Annotated in this window: 14 protein-coding genes; 9 read left to right on the forward strand and 5 right to left on the reverse strand. The window is 72.4% G+C overall.

The features are described 5' to 3' along the window. Window positions 1-136 precede the first annotated feature (136 nt). From U870_RS0119400 to U870_RS0119430, 7 genes are all read left to right on the forward strand, one after another. Window positions 137-922 carry a DeoR/GlpR family DNA-binding transcription regulator gene (locus U870_RS0119400; protein WP_025159033.1) on the forward strand — a complete coding sequence of 262 codons (786 nt, stop codon included), beginning with the start codon at window positions 137-139 and terminating at the stop codon, window positions 920-922. Further along, on the forward strand, window positions 919-1,866 hold the full coding sequence (locus U870_RS0119405; protein ID WP_025159034.1) for a 1-phosphofructokinase family hexose kinase: 948 nt from the start codon (window positions 919-921) through the stop codon (window positions 1,864-1,866). Before U870_RS0119400 ends, U870_RS0119405 begins: the two co-directional genes overlap by 4 nt. A 32-nt stretch (window positions 1,867-1,898) precedes the next feature. Then, the gene (locus tag U870_RS0119410; protein WP_025159035.1) at window positions 1,899-3,980 is read left to right on the forward strand and encodes a PTS fructose transporter subunit IIABC; all 2,082 of its coding nucleotides are present in this window, start codon (window positions 1,899-1,901) and stop codon (window positions 3,978-3,980) included. Between the two features lie 175 nt (window positions 3,981-4,155). Beyond that, window positions 4,156-4,647 (forward strand): hypothetical protein, encoded by a 492-nt coding sequence (locus U870_RS0119415; protein ID WP_025159036.1) that lies wholly within the window; start codon window positions 4,156-4,158, stop codon window positions 4,645-4,647. 134 nt (window positions 4,648-4,781) lie between these two features. Further along, on the forward strand, window positions 4,782-6,524 hold the full coding sequence (locus U870_RS0119420; protein ID WP_025159037.1) for an MFS transporter: 1,743 nt from the start codon (window positions 4,782-4,784) through the stop codon (window positions 6,522-6,524). After that, entirely contained in the window at window positions 6,508-6,981 is a 474-nt protein-coding gene (locus tag U870_RS0119425; RefSeq protein ID WP_025159038.1) for a MarR family winged helix-turn-helix transcriptional regulator, read from the forward strand. The genes U870_RS0119420 and U870_RS0119425 overlap by 17 nt, the downstream gene beginning before the upstream one ends. 120 nt (window positions 6,982-7,101) lie before the next feature. After that, entirely contained in the window at window positions 7,102-7,611 is a 510-nt protein-coding gene (locus tag U870_RS0119430) for a hypothetical protein (RefSeq protein ID WP_025159039.1), read from the forward strand. 143 nt (window positions 7,612-7,754) lie between these two features. Here U870_RS0119430 and U870_RS0119435 read toward each other — a convergent pair whose 3' ends face one another. Together U870_RS0119435 and U870_RS0119440 are read right to left on the reverse strand one after the other, a co-directional pair. Further along, complete coding sequence (locus tag U870_RS0119435) at window positions 7,755-9,128, reverse strand: sensor domain-containing protein (RefSeq protein WP_025159040.1); 1,374 nt, start codon at window positions 9,126-9,128, stop codon at window positions 7,755-7,757. Beyond that, window positions 9,125-9,952, reverse strand: coding sequence for an alpha/beta fold hydrolase (locus U870_RS0119440; RefSeq protein WP_025159041.1), 828 nt, complete (start codon window positions 9,950-9,952; stop codon window positions 9,125-9,127). Before U870_RS0119440 ends, U870_RS0119435 begins: the two co-directional genes overlap by 4 nt. Before the next feature lie 173 nt (window positions 9,953-10,125). Here U870_RS0119440 and U870_RS0119445 point away from each other — a divergent pair, with 173 nt between their 5' ends. Then, complete coding sequence (locus tag U870_RS0119445; protein WP_025159042.1) at window positions 10,126-10,911, forward strand: EAL domain-containing protein; 786 nt, start codon at window positions 10,126-10,128, stop codon at window positions 10,909-10,911. Between the two features lie 14 nt (window positions 10,912-10,925). Here the strand turns inward: U870_RS0119445 and U870_RS0119450 are convergent, their stop codons facing one another. Beyond that, a complete protein-coding gene (locus U870_RS0119450; protein WP_025159043.1) occupies window positions 10,926-11,183 on the reverse strand; it encodes a hypothetical protein in 258 nt (85 codons plus the stop codon). Window positions 11,184-11,317: 134 nt separating this feature from the next. Between U870_RS0119450 and U870_RS0119455 the strand changes: the two genes are divergently transcribed. Then, a complete protein-coding gene (locus tag U870_RS0119455; RefSeq protein ID WP_025159044.1) occupies window positions 11,318-11,635 on the forward strand; it encodes a hypothetical protein in 318 nt (105 codons plus the stop codon). 77 nt (window positions 11,636-11,712) lie between these two features. On the opposite strand, the gene U870_RS0119460 is transcribed toward U870_RS0119455, so the two are convergent. Both U870_RS0119460 and U870_RS0119465 read right to left on the reverse strand, forming a co-directional pair. Then, window positions 11,713-12,516: an energy-coupling factor transporter transmembrane component T family protein gene (locus tag U870_RS0119460; RefSeq protein WP_025159045.1), complete on the reverse strand. Its 804-nt coding sequence runs from the start codon at window positions 12,514-12,516 to the stop codon at window positions 11,713-11,715. Then, on the reverse strand, window positions 12,513-14,276 hold the full coding sequence (locus U870_RS0119465; protein ID WP_025159046.1) for an ABC transporter ATP-binding protein: 1,764 nt from the start codon (window positions 14,274-14,276) through the stop codon (window positions 12,513-12,515). The genes U870_RS0119460 and U870_RS0119465 overlap by 4 nt, the downstream gene beginning before the upstream one ends. Window positions 14,277-14,280: the final 4 nt, after the last annotated feature.

The raw sequence follows: 14,280 nt of genomic DNA on the forward strand, positions 1-14,280 counted from the left end.
ATGGGGGCAACGACGTGAACCTCGGGCGGGCAGACTCGTGGGTTCGGAGGGCGGCGCCCTGAAAGCAACACAATCGAATGTTGCTCTCTGTTGGTTCCTGTTGTAAATTGTGGGAAACCAACGGAGGGGTCACCACGTGTATGCAACGGAGCGTCAGGGACTGATCGAGCGTCTTCTGCTCGATGAGGGCCGCGTCGCGGTCGTCGACCTCTCGGTGCGTTTCGGCGTCACCACCGAGACCGTGCGCCGCGACCTGGACGCGCTCGAGCTGGCCGGCGCGCTGCGGCGGGTGCACGGCGGCGCCGTCGCGGTCGGGCGGGGGAGCACCGCGGAGGCCAGCGTCGGCGAGCGCGCGACGCTCCACGCCGACACCAAGCAGCGGATCGCCGCCCGCGCCCTCGACGTGCTGGGCGACCGGTTCCGCGGATCCCTCTACTTCGACGCCGGCACCACGACGGCCGCCGTCGCGGGCCTCCTCCCCGCGCGCCTGTCCGAGACCCGCGGCGAGACCGAGGTGGTGACCCACTCCCTGACGCTCGCCCCGGCGCTCGCTGGAGCGGACGGCGTGGCGCTCACTGTCGTCGGCGGGCGCATCCGCGGGGTCACCGCCGCGGCGGTGGGAGCCGCCACCGTGCGCTCGATCCAGTCCCTCCGCCCGGACATCGTCTTCGTCGGGACCAACGGCGTCTCGGCCGGGTTCGGCCTGAGCACGCCCGACCCCGAGGAGGCCGCGGTCAAGGAGGCCATCGTGCGGGCGGCCCGACGCGTGGTCGTCGTCGCCGACTCCAGCAAGTTCCAGCAGGAGTCGCTGGTCTCGTTCGCCGGGCTGACCGCCGTCGACCTCCTGGTCACGGACCGGGCACCGGAGGGGGAGCTCGCTGCGGCGCTCGCCGATGCCGACGTCGAGGTGTGGACGGCATGATCGTCACGCTCACGGCCAACCCGTCCCTCGACCGGGCGGTCACCCTCGGCGCACCGCTCCAGCCCGGCGCGGTGCAGGGAGCCGTCGCCGCGCGGGAGGATGCGGGCGGGAAGGGCATAAACGTCGCGCGAGTCGTGGCGACCGCGGGCATCCCGGCGCTCGCGGTGCTCCCGCTCGCGGCGGACGATCCCTTCGGAGTGGCGCTGCAGGCCACCGGCGTGCCGACGCGCCGCGTCCCGATCCGTGGGCACGCCCGCGCAAACCTCACCATCACCGACCCGTCCGGGGTCACCACCAAGCTGAACCTGCCCGGCGCCGTGCTCGAGCCGGCGGATGCCGCTGCGCTGGTCGCGGCCGTCGTCGAGGCCTGTGCCGGCGCGCGCTGGCTGGTCCTCGCCGGGTCGCTGCCGCCGGGCGCGCCGGACGACTTCTACGTCACCGTCGTCCACGCCGTGCGCGAGCGGTGGCGGGAGGCGGCGCCGAAGGTCGCCGTCGACAGCTCGGGGGAGGCGCTGCGGGCCGCCGCGCTCCAGGCGCATCCCGACCTCATCAAGCCCAACGAGGACGAGCTCGCCGACCTGGCGGGGGTCGCCTTCGACGACGATGATCTGCCGCAGGCGGTGTCCGAGGTCGCGCGCACGCTCGTCCCGGACCGCGTCGGCGCGGCGCTCGTCACGCTGGGCGCCCGTGGCTCGGTGCTCGTCACCGCCGACGGCGCGTACGCGGCGGAGGCGCCCCGCATCCACGTACGGAGCACGGTCGGCGCAGGCGACAGCGCGCTGGCGGGCTACCTGCTCGCCGATGTCGCGGGCGCGCCCCCGGCGGACCGGCTGGTGAGCGCGATCCGCTACGGCTCCGCCGCCGCGACCCTGCCGGGCACCCAGCCGCCCCGCCCCACCGATCTGCCCGGCGACGACATCCGCGTCGCCGCGCTCCAGCCCTGAACCACGACATCCGATCCACCCTGGAGGCACCTGTGTCATCGAAGACCATCACTCCCCGGCTCGTCGGGCTCGACCTCGCGGTCGGCGCCGACAAGAGCGCCGTCATCCGCGAGCTCGCCGGCCGCGTCGTCGCCGAGGGCCGCGCGACCGACGCCGACGCCCTGTTCGAGGACGCCTGGGCGCGCGAGCAGAAGGACGAGACCGGCCTGCCCGGCGGCATCGCCATCCCGCACGCGAAGAGCGCCGCGGTGACCGTGCCCTCGCTCGCGTTCGCGCGGCTGAAGCCGGGCGTCGACTTCGGTGCGACCGACGGGCCTGCCGACCTCGTCTTCCTCATCGCCGCCCCCGCGGACGCTGCCGAGGCGCACCTGGCCGTGCTCTCGAAGCTCGCCAGGAGCCTGATGCTCGACGAGTTCACCGCGGGCCTGCGCGCGGCGACGTCGGCGGAGGAGGTCGTCGCGCTCGTGGACGAGGCGATCGGCGAGTCCGAGGCCGGGGCCGCAGCTGAGCCCGCACCGGCCGACTCCGAGGCCCCGACGTCCGGAGCGGCCACCCCGCCGGGCCTCCTCGTCGACGGCCGCCCCGCCCGCATCGTCGCCGTCACCTCCTGCGCCACCGGCATCGCCCACACCTTCATGGCGGCGGACGCCCTGACCGCGGCCGGGAAGAGCGCCGGCATCGACCTCGTCGTCGAGCCGCAGGGATCGAGCGGCTACCAGGCCCTGCCGCAGAGCGTCATCGACGCGGCAGACGCGGTCATCTTCGCCAACGACGTGGACGTGCGCGAGGAGGCCCGGTTCGCCGGAAAGCCCGTCGTGCGCACCGGCGTGAAGAGCGGCATCGAGAAGCCGCGCGAGCTGATCGCGGAGGCGGTCGCCGTCGCGGCGGACCCGAACGGCGCGCGCGTCTCCGCGAGCACCGGATCCGCGCAGGCAGCCGCGCCGCAGGACGCGTCGTGGGGGCGCAAGATCCAGCGCATCCTGCTCACCGGCGTCAGCTACATGATCCCGTTCGTCGCCGGCGGCGGCCTCCTCATCGCCATCAGCTTCCTGCCCTTCCTGGGCGGGTACGGCATCGCGCTCGCGCATGGCACCGACGGCGTGAACAACGCGGTGTACACGCTGCAGCACTACGCCATCTGGAACCTGCCGCCCGAGGGTCTCGGCTACTACCTGGGCGCGATCGCGTTCGAGATCGGGAGTGTGAGCCTCGGCTTCCTGGTGCCCGCGCTCGCCGGCTACATCGCGTTCGCCATCGCCGACCGCCCCGGCATCGCGCCCGGTTTCGTCGCCGGTGCGATCGCAGTCTTCATGAACGCCGGCTTCCTCGGTGGCCTGATCGGCGGTCTCCTCGCCGGATTCGCCGCGTGGCTCATCGGTCGGCCCGCGGTGCCGCGCTGGCTGCGCGGCCTGATGCCGGTCGTGATCATCCCGCTCGGCGCTTCGATCATCGCCTCCGGGTTGATGCTCCTGATCCTCGGGGCGCCGATCGCCTGGCTCATGACGCAGCTCACCGGGTTCCTGAACGGCCTGAGCGGTGCGGGAGCCATCGTGCTCGGCGTGATCCTCGGCCTGATGATGTGCTTCGACCTCGGCGGTCCGGTCAACAAGGTCGCCTATGCCTTCGCGGTCGCCGGGCTCGCGCAGCAGACGGATGCCAGTTTCCAGATCATGGCGGCCGTCATGATCGCCGGGATGGTGCCGCCGCTCGGCATGGCGCTCGCCTCCACCGTGCTCTACCGGCGCGGCTTCACCCAGGTCGAGCGGGAGAACGGCGCGGCTGCCTGGCTGCTCGGGGCCTCCTTCATCTCCGAGGGCGCCATCCCCTTCGCGGCCGCCGACCCGCTGCGCGTGATCCCGGCGAACCTGGTGGGCGGCGCGGTCGCCGGCGGTCTGGCGATGGCGTTCGGCGTCGAGTCCCGCGCCCCGCACGGCGGAGTGTTCGTCTTCTTCGCCATCGACCCGATCTGGGGATTCCTCCTGGCGCTCGCCGCGGGGACGGTCGTCACCGCACTGGTCGTCGTGGCCCTCAAGCGGTTCGCCGCCCCGAAGCGCGCTGCGGCGATCGCCGCCGAGAACGCGGCCGACGCCGCGGACGAGCCCGCCTTCGTCTGACCGCCCGCCGTCCCGGCGCCCCCTCCGTCGAGGTTCACGTCGTTGCGCTCATTCCGCCGGAATGACGACCACAACGTGAACCTCGACGGATCGGAATGCCAGGCATCCGGAATCGGGAGGGGACTCCCGGCCTCGATGCTTAGGGTGCTGGTATGCACGACAGGGGGAAGCGCCCGTGAGCCGGCGGCCGCGGCCGGACGGTGCGCGCCGGTTTCCGATCGCCGTCTCGATCGGCCTCGCCGTGGTCGCCCTGTCCGGGGCCGGCTATCTCATCCACCTCGGCTTCAGCGCGGGTGACGATGGCGTGGTCGAGAGCGGCGGAGCGCCTCCGTCGGGGAGCGCGGCGCGGGCGGTCCCCGCGCTGCTGCGGGCCCTCGAGGCCGGCGATCGACAGGCCGTGGACCGGCTGGTGCCGGGATCGCCGTCGGTGGACGTCGACGAGATCATGGCCGAGTGCCTCGGGCAGCAGGGAGCGGGCCATCCCGCGCACCTGAGCGACGGCGACGGACCGCAGGCGGTCCTCGTCGTCGCCAGCGGTCAGCCCGCGTACACCGTGCCCCGCGCCGGCTCGTGCAGCTGGTGGATGTACTGGGACCAGCGCCACCGGTCGTGGACGATCGCCGCCGTCGTCGGCAGCCCCCAACCCGAGGCGCCGACCACCCCCTGACGACCGTCGAGGTTCACGTCGTTGCGCCCATTCGCGCCGAATGGTGACCACTTCGTGAACTTCGGCGGTGTGAGAGTCGGGCGGATATATAGTTAATGCATATAAATCAACTATCGTCTCGTCAGGAAAACCCCGTGGCCCGCACCGGCATCTTCACCAAAGACCACCCGCACTACAAGTGGGTGGCGCTCTCGAACACCACGCTCGGCATGCTCATGGCGACGATCAATTCGTCGATCGTCATCATCTCGCTGCCCGCGATCTTCACCGGCATCAAGCTGAACCCGCTCGAGCCGGGCAACGTCTCCTACCTCCTCTGGATGCTGATGGGCTACATGCTCGTCACCGCGGTGCTCGTCGTGATGTTCGGCCGGATGGGCGACCAGTACGGGCGCGTGCGCATCTACAACCTGGGCTTCGTGATCTTCACGATCGCCGCCATCGCCCTCTGCCTCGACCCCTTCACCGGCGGGCCGGGGGCCATGTGGCTGATCGCGTGGCGTTTCGTGCAGGGCATCGGCGGTGCGATGCTGTTCGCCAACTCGACGGCCATCCTGACCGACGCCTTCCCGGCGAACAAGCGCGGCTTCGCGCTGGGCCTCAACCAGGTGGCCGCCATCGCGGGATCGTTCATCGGCCTCATCCTGGGCGGCGTGCTCGCCGAGATCGACTGGCGCATGGTGTTCTTCGTGTCGGTGCCGTTCGGCATCATCGGGACGATCTGGTCGATCAAGTCGCTCCACGAGGTGGGTCAGAAGAATCCGGGCAGGATCGACTGGCTCGGCAACGCGACCTTCGGCGTCGGACTCATCGCCCTGCTGACCGGCATCACCTACGGCATCCAGCCCTACGGCGGCAGCAGCCAGGGCTGGGGCAACCCGTGGGTGCTCGGCTCGATCATCGGCGGCCTCGTGCTCCTGGCGGCGTTCGTCTTCGTAGAGCTAAAGGTGCCCGCGCCGATGTTCGACATGCGGCTGTTCCGGATCCGGCCGTTCTCGGCGGGGATCTTCGCCGGGTTCCTGGCGGCCATCGGGCGCGGCGGCCTCCAGTTCATGCTGATCATCTGGCTGCAGGGGATCTGGTTGCCGCTGCACGGGTACAGCTACGAGTCCACGCCGCTCTGGGCCGGCATCTACATGCTTCCGATCACGATCGGCTTCCTCATCGCCGGGCCGATCTCGGGCGCCCTCTCGGACCGGTTCGGTTCGCGCGGTTTCGCCACCGTCGGTCTGCTGCTCGTCGCGGCCACATTCGTCGGGATGCTGCTGATCCCGGTGAACTTCGAGTACTGGCAGTTCGCCCTGCTCACCGGTCTCAACGGCATCGGCTCTGGACTCTTCTCGTCGCCGAACCGCACGGCGATCATGAACAGCGTGCCGCCGAACGAGCGCGGCGCCGCCTCGGGCATGGCCGGAGCCGCGCTCAACGCGGGCAGCTCCCTCTCGATCGGCATCTTCTTCTCCCTGATGATCGCCGGCCTCTCGGTGGCACTGCCGACCGCGCTGACCCAGGGGCTGACGACGCACGGCGTGCCGCAGACCGTGGCGGCGCAGATCGGCAACACCCCGCCGGTCGGCAGCCTGTTCGCCGCCTTCCTGGGCTACAACCCGATCCAGAGCCTCCTCGCACCGACCGGGCTGCTCAGCAGTCCGCACGTGGATGCGGCCACGCTGACGGGCAAGGAGTTCTTCCCCCAGCTGATCTCCGGACCGTTCCACGACGGCCTCGTCATCGTCTTCATCGCCGCGGCGATCATGAGCGTCATCGGCGCCATCGCCTCGTTCGCGGGCGGAGCCAAGTATGTTCATGGGGAGGGGATCGCGTCCGAGCGATCCACTAGCGACGAAGGCGAGGATGTGAGTGCAGCCCGAGCGTGACGAGACGCACGAACCCGGCCGCGACGATGTGGCCGGGCGGCTCGCGCTCGCCGCAGGACGGCTCAACCGCCGCATCCGCTCGGCGACCGGCGGCCTCAGCCACGGCCAGCTGTCCGCCCTGTCGACGATCGTCCGCACCGGGCCGCTGCGCCCCAGCGAGGTCGCCACGGTCGAGAGCGTCGCCGCCCCGACGGTGACCCGCCTGGTCTCCGAGCTGGAGGCACGCGGACTGGTGGAGCGCACCCCGGACCCGGACGACGGCCGCTCCTTCTTCGTCTCCGGCACCGACGCGGGGATCGAGCTGCTGCTGGAGGCCCGGTCCGACCGGGCGCGCGCCGTCGCGCGCATCCTCGACGGGCTCGACCCGGAGCAGGTGGATGCCCTCCGCGCCGCCCTTCCCGCTCTGGAGCAGGCGGCGAGCATCGCCCGGCCCGACCCCGCGTCGCCCGCGCGCTGACCGATCCGCCGTTTCCCCGTCACCGCGGGGCGCGGTCCGCGTCTCTCAAGCATGAGGCGCCGGTACTGCTCCGGCTCGCCCCTCGCGAGGGCGCCTCGCACCCCCGCCGAGGAGACGCGCATGAGCATCGACACCACCGACGACGACCACCACCTCGACGCGCAGCGCGGCGCGCCCGGGGAGGCGGCCGATGATTCCGCGATCCGGCGCCTCGACGCGCAACTCGACCGTTTGCGGCAGGCGCTCGCCGCGCCGTCGCCGGGTGTCGGAGCACCTCGGAGCCTGGCGGTCGAGCTGCTGGCGGTGGACGGCGCCGGACCGATCCGGTACGCCGCCGTGCGCGTGACGGACACGGCCCTGCCGCACCCGGAGGGCCCGGCCCGGGCGGCCTGGCGTCTCTCCACCATCACGATCACCGGGCTCGACCCGGTCGGCCTGCGCTTCGTCCGCGTGCCGCCCGCGGCTGCCGAGGGGATCCTCGCCCGGCTCGGCGAGCCCGGTCGCCGTGCGCGCCGCATGCCCTCTGCGACCTGCGCGGCGGTGCACATGCTGCTCCGCGACGAGCACGGGTGCGTGCGGCCGCGCCCCGACCAGGGACGGGGCCGGGGGAGCGAGGCGGCGACCCGGTGAGACCCCCGCCTCCGGGCCGCCGCCGTAACCGGGGATGCAGTACTGCCGCCCGGCTCGACCGGTCCGGCCTGCCGTCCGGTTAGTGCACTAACCAACGTACGGGAGCAGAGCGGTCTGTCAAGGGGGTGGAACGGTTCCGTGCGTCAGATCGTCAGGACGCTGATCCGGTCCTTGCCGGAGTCCTTGGACTGGTACATCGCCGTGTCGGCGAACCGGAAGATCTCGGCGGTCGACAGCGGCTCCCGGCCGGCAGGACGATACACCGCGACGCCGATGCTGGCACTGATCGAGCGCTCGTCCGCGATACCGGCCAGTGGCCGCCGGACCGCCTCCCTCGCCCGCTCCGCGATCACGGTCGCCGCCTCCTCGTCGATGCCCTCGCAGACGATCAGGAACTCGTCGCCGCCGAACCGGCCCACCAGGTCGGCCTGACGGATGGTCCCGTTCAGCCGCGAGGCGACCTCGCGCAGCACGGCGTCCCCCGTGCTGTGGTCGAAGAGGTCGTTGATCTCCTTGAACCCGTCGAGGTCGACGAAGATCATCGCGATCGGCGTGCGCTCCGCGGTCGCGGTCGCGAGCGCCTCGGCCAGACGTGACCGCAGAAGCGTGCGGTTCGCGAGCCCGGTGAGCGGGTCGTGCAGGGCGTACGCCTCCAGCTGCGCCTGCAGCCGGATGCGGCGGAGCACCTGCGCGGCCTGCCGGACCAGAGCGTAGGAGAGGTCGGCCTGGATGCCGTCCACCCCGCGCGCCCGGCCGAAGCTGCAGGTGACCGCGCCGATGACGGCGTCGCCGTCCATGAGGGGGATGATCGTCAGCTCGGCCACCCGGGCCTCGTCGAGCGCCACGGCGAGGGCGGCGTCCTCCTCCTCGTCGGTGCGCAGCAGCAGGAGGCGTTCGTCCAGGGTGCGGGTCGCGAGCAGCGCGTGCAGGTCGATCGGCTCGGTGCCCCCCGCTAGGAGGAAGCCATCGCCTCCCGCCAGGTGCACGGCGGCGCTCGCAGCGGAGAAGGCACGGCGGACGCTCTCGGCCAGCGTCTCCGCCAGCTGCTGTTCGGTCTCGCAGCCGACGAACGCGGCCGACGCCTCCTGCAGCATCCGGGTGCGCTCCTCCGACTCCTCCGCGGCCCGGCGGGCGGTGAGGAGCTGGCGCTCCCAGTCCTCGCGGCGCGAGGCGTCGAAGACGGCGATGTCGATGCGCTCGATCGCGCCGCCGGCATCGGTCACGGTCGTGGAGTTCATCAGGGCCGGCATCCGGGTGCCATCGGCGGTGACCACGGTGAGCGCCACCTCGTGCACGGCGCCCTCGAGCCGCAGCGTCGGAAGCTGGCGTGTCTCGTAGAAGATCCGGCTCCCCGGGTCGAGCAGTTCGGCGAACAGGCGGCCGGTGAGAGCGTCCTGGCTGTACCCCGTCCACGCCGACAGCGCTGCGTTGGAGTGGGTGATCCGCCCGTCGGCGTCGGTCGTGAGCAGACCGCAGGGCGCCGCGTCGTAGAGGGCGGCGGGGTCGTCCGCCGTCATCGCAGGAAGGCCCGCAGGGCGTCGACGACCTCCTGCGGGGACGACAGGTGGGGGCAGTGGCCGGTGGCGTCGAGCTGCACGAAGGTGCTCCCGGCGATGCTCTCGTGCACGTGACGGCCCACCTCGATGGGCGCGATGATGTCCTGCGAGCACTGCAGGACGAGCGCGGGCACGGCGACCTTGGCCAGATCTCGGCGGTTGTCCGAGAGGAAGGTGACCTGCGCGAACTGCCGCGCGATCTCGGGGTCGGTCCGGCAGAAGCTCTCGGTCAGCTCGACGCCCAGCTCCGGCAGGTCGGGATTGCCCATGATCTGCGGCGCGAGGGTCTCCGACCAGTTCAGGTAGTTGCGGTCGAGGGCGTCGAGCAGCCCGTCGATGTCCTCCTGGGTGAAGCCGCCGCGGTAGCCGTCGTCGTCGACGTAGCGCGGCGACGGCGACACCAGGGCGAGCGCGCCGAACAGGTCGGGTCGGCGGATCGCGGCGAGCACGCCGATCATCGAGCTCACCGAGTGCCCGACGAAGACCGCATCGGTCAGATCGAGGGCGTCCGCGATCTCGATCACGTCGTCGGCGTAGCCGTGCAGGGAATCGTACTTGCCGGGATCGTAGGCGGAGAGATCGGAGCCGCCCGAGCCGACGAGATCGAAGAGCACGACGGGGTGGTCGGCCTCGAAGGCCGGCGCGACGAGGCGCCACATCTCCTGGCTGCACCCGAATCCGTGCGCGAAGACGAGGGGGCGGCCGGTGGTGGCGCCGCTCACTCGTACGTTGTTGCGGTGCAGCACGTTCGTCGTGGCTGCGCCGTCGGAGGCGACGAAGGTCATGGAGCTCCTCGGGTGGACCCGACGCCCGGGTGGTCCTGTCGGTGATCCCATTATCCCGTGCCGGAATGGCGGGCGGGAGGGATAGAGGGGCGGCGCGATCCGGTGTATACACCCGAACCCGCCGAACGCAACCCCCGTTGACTCGCGCCGCAGGATCGGCCAGCATCGCAGTCATGCCGGACAGCCATGGGACCAGCGAGCTCGATCGCCTCGTCGACGACCTGGACGCGGCGGTGGGGGCGGAGCAGATCGTCCCGTTCTTCCAGCCCCAGATCTCCGTGGCCTCCGGCCGGGTGGTCGCGGCCGAGCTGCTCGGCCGCTGGTGGCACCCGGAGCTCGGCTTCGTGCCGCCCGCGGTGTTCATCCCGCTCGCCGAGCGCACGCGCGCCATCCACTCCCTCGGCCGGCAGATGCTGCGCGCGGGTTGCCGGGCGGCGATGTCGTGGCAGCGACGGGGGCAGTCGCTCGACGTCGCGGTGAACGTCGCCCCCTCGCAGCTGGCGACGGAGGAGTTCTACAGCGGGGTGCAGGAGGAGCTGGGGGACACCGGCCTGGACCCGCAGCGGCTCACCCTGGAGGTGACGGAGGAGACCGTCATCGCCGACCCCGAGACGGTCGCGCTGCGTCTCGACCGCCTGCGTGCCATCGGAGTCGTGGTGTCGATCGACGACTTCGGCGCCGGGCACTCGTCGGCGCGGCGCGTCGTCGACCTGCGCGCGTCGGAGCTGAAGCTCGACCGGCGGCTCGTGGCCCCGGACGACGGCGACGTCTCCCTCGCGGCCGTCATCGACTTCGCCCGCGAGCGCGGGATGCGCACGGTCGGCGAGGGCGTCGAGACCCGCGGGCAGCTCGATCGGCTGCGGAGCCTCGGCTGCGATCGGGCGCAGGGCTACCTCATCGCCGAGCCGGTGGACGAGGAGCGGTTCGGCGTGTGGCTGCGCGAGGCCGCGCGCGCCTGAGGCGGTTGGGAACGCTACAGACTGTCGAGATCGGCGTCGGTCTGCCCGATGGGCGCGTCCTCGGTGCCGTCGCCGCCGACGTCGAGCTGCGTCCAGACCACGGGCATTCCGGGGGAGAACAGGATGTCCACACCAGGCCCCGAGCGCAGCGGCGGGATGTTGACGTAGCCGCCGCCGGCCTTCACCGCCTCCAGGATCTTCGCCCGCAGTTCGGTCACCGGCTCGGGCAGGAAGTAGTCTTTGCCATCGACGGTGAGCCGGTTGACGATCATGGTGCGGGTAACCTCCGGGGCTGGGAGCGGGGAACGCACCTCCGACTGTACCGCGCCGACCGGGGGCCGTCGCCGGGGGAGGTATCCTTCCTGATGGCGCCCCCACCCGTCCCGGCGCCCGTGAAAGGCTGACAGTGGGAACCCTCTCGTACAACGGTGAGAGCTTCGAGATCGACGACCGGGTCCTGACCCACCTCCAGATCGTCATCAGCACCAAGCTGCGGCGCGGGGAGAACTTCTTCCTCTCCTGGCCGCTCCCGGTCGAGCGCGGCAGCGGCCGGCACGCGATCTGGGTGGACAACGGGGTGCCGATCCACATCTACTACAGCGGCTCGCGCGCGATCAGCATCAATCGCGACTGGATCGAGTCCATGATCGTGGCCGCAGGCCGGGCGTCCGGCCTGGTGATCACGGACGAGTCGGCGGGCAACGAGGCGCCGTCCGCCCCGTGACGATGCCCTCGCGTCGCTGACGCGCGCCGGTCCCGCCGACACCGGCCGGTGCCCGCTGACGCTCGGCCCGGCGGCGATCAGCGCGGAATGAGGACGAACACCGCCGCCGTCACGGCCCAGCCGGCGAGCGTGAAGACGGTGTCGCGCACGCGCCACCGCGACGGCGTGCGCTCGGTGCGCGTGGGATGGGCGCCGAACGCGCGCGACTCCATCGCCAACGCCATCCGGTCGGCATGGCGGATGCTGGACGCGAGCAGCGGCACGACCGCGGCGAACGCCCGGCGGAAGCCCGCGACCGGTCCGCGGCCGGGCGCGACCCCCCGCACGCGCTGCGCCTGCCGGATCAGCGTCAACTCGGCTCCGAAGCGGGGCACGAACCGGTAGGCGGCGACCGCGGTGTAGCCGATCCGGTACGGGACGCGCAGCTGGGCCACGAGGGCACGGGCGAGGTCGGGACCGGTGGTCGTGAGGCCGCCGACCAACGCCAGTACGACCAGCGCAGTGAGCCGAAGGGACGTCGCGAGCCCCACCGCCAGAGCGCCGGCCGTGTAGTCGAACGCGCCGATCGAGAACAGCACGGAGCGGTCGACGACGCGCGACGGGTCGGTCCAGAAGCCGAAGCTAACGGCCATCACCAGCACGACGACGGGAATCCCCACGAGCAGGCCGACGAGCACGGCGGGCCGCAACCGGGCGCCGAGGACGAGCAGGACGACGCCGACCAGCAGCATCGCCAGGGGGGTGAGCGCGTCGCGGGTGAACAGCAGCGCGACCCAGGCGGGCACGACGGCCGCCACCTTCGCGAGCGGATTGAGATGATGCAGGAAGCGCCACGCGGGCGGGGTCCCGGTGCCGTAGGGGTCGGCGGAGAGGAAGGTCACGGCGCGCCTCCCGGCAGGTCCCGCAGCCGGGTCGTGCCGCGCAACGCCGCCGGGATCCGCGGATCGGCCAGCGCTCGCACGAGCGGCGGCTGACGCAGGCCGGATCGCTCCAGGAGCCCGGCGTCACGGAGCACGGCCGTGGTGGGGCCGACGGCGGCCACCCTGCCGTCGTCGATCACCGCGACATGCGAGGCGTACTCGGCGGCGAGGCCCAGGTCGTGGGTGACGACCACCACGGTCGTGCCGGCGGCATTGAGTGCCGAGAGCAGTTCCAGGAGTTCGGCGGCACGGGCACGGTCCTGCCCGAACGTGGGCTCGTCGAGCACGAGCAGCGGGGCGCCGGCGATCAGCGCGGTGCCGACGGAGAGGCGCCGCTTCTGTCCGCCCGAGAGGAGGAAGGGGTGGGCGTCGCGCTGGCCGTCGAGGCCGAGCGTCGCGAGCATCCGGTCGACCCTGTCGTCGATCTCCCTCTCGGGGCGGCGGCGCTGGCGAAGTCCGTACGCGAGTTCGTCGGCCACCGTGTGCACGACGAACTGGTGCTCGGGATTCTGGAAGACGAAGCCGACCGTCGCCGCGAGCTCGGCGACCGAGGCGCGGGCCGGATCGAGGCCGCCGAGCGAGACCGTGCCACGAGGTGGGCGCAGCACACCGGCGATCGCCTGGACCAGCGTGCTCTTGCCGGCGCCGTTCGGCCCGACGATCGCGACGAAGTCGCCGGGCGCGATCCGAAGCGACACGTCGTGCAGCACCTGCCGCCGGCCACGCCGCAGGGACAGGTGCGAGACGGCGACAGCGGGTGCGCCGGATGGGCCATCCGCCGGCTCCGCCGCCGCGCGTTCCGGTGTGCGGTCGACCGCCGTCGCGACCACTGTCCCGACTGCCGTCGCCACTGCCGCGGGGTCGATCGCGCCCAGCCCCGCCGTGAGCTCCTCCGGGGCGAGCGGGAGCGGGTCGATCGCGATCCCGGCCCGTCGCAACCGGAGCGCGGCGAGCGTGGCGGTCGGCAGCCAGACGCCGAGCGTCGCGAGTTCCTCCGCCCGGGTGCGGAGCACCTCCCGCGCCGGGCCGTGGGCGACCGGCCGGCCCGCACCGTCGAGCACCAGGACGGTGTCGACGATGCCCATCGCCGTGTCGAGGTTGTGCTCGACCAGCACGACCGACCGGCTGGAGTCGGCCGCGATCAGCTCGCCCAGCAGCCGGTACACCTCCTCGGCCCCTGCCGGGGCGAGGTTGGCGGTGGGCTCGTCCAGGACGAGCAGCCCGGAGTCGAGGGCCAGTGCGCAGGCGATCGCCAGCCGCTGCTTGCCGCCGCCCGAGAGCGTGTCCGGATCGTCCGCCCGGCGCTCCCAGAGGCCGACGGCGCGCAGCGCCCGTTCGGCGCGCTCGAGCACCTCCGCGGCGGGGACCAGGCGGTTCTCGGGCCCGAAGCACACCTCGTCCAGCACCGTGGCGGTCACCAGCTGGGCGTCTGGATCCTGGAACACCATGCCCACGTGCTCGCTGAGCTCCGCCACCCGGGCCTCCGCGGTGTCCACGCCGCCGACGGTCACGGTGCCCTCCAGGGTGGCCGGGACGGCGTGCGGGACGAGCCCGTTGAGGGCGAGAGCCAGTGTCGACTTGCCGCAGCCGCTCGGCCCCAGCACCAGCAGGACCTCCCCGGCGGCGACCGAGAACCCGACCCCGTCCGGTGTCCACGCCGCGGCGCCCTCGTGCCGGATGCGCACCGCGTGCGCCCGCAGGGGCGCCGGCCCCTCCGCCACGGCG

Source organism: Leifsonia aquatica H1aii (assembly GCF_000633535.1).
GTDB lineage: Bacteria > Actinomycetota > Actinomycetes > Actinomycetales > Microbacteriaceae > Leifsonia > Leifsonia aquatica_A.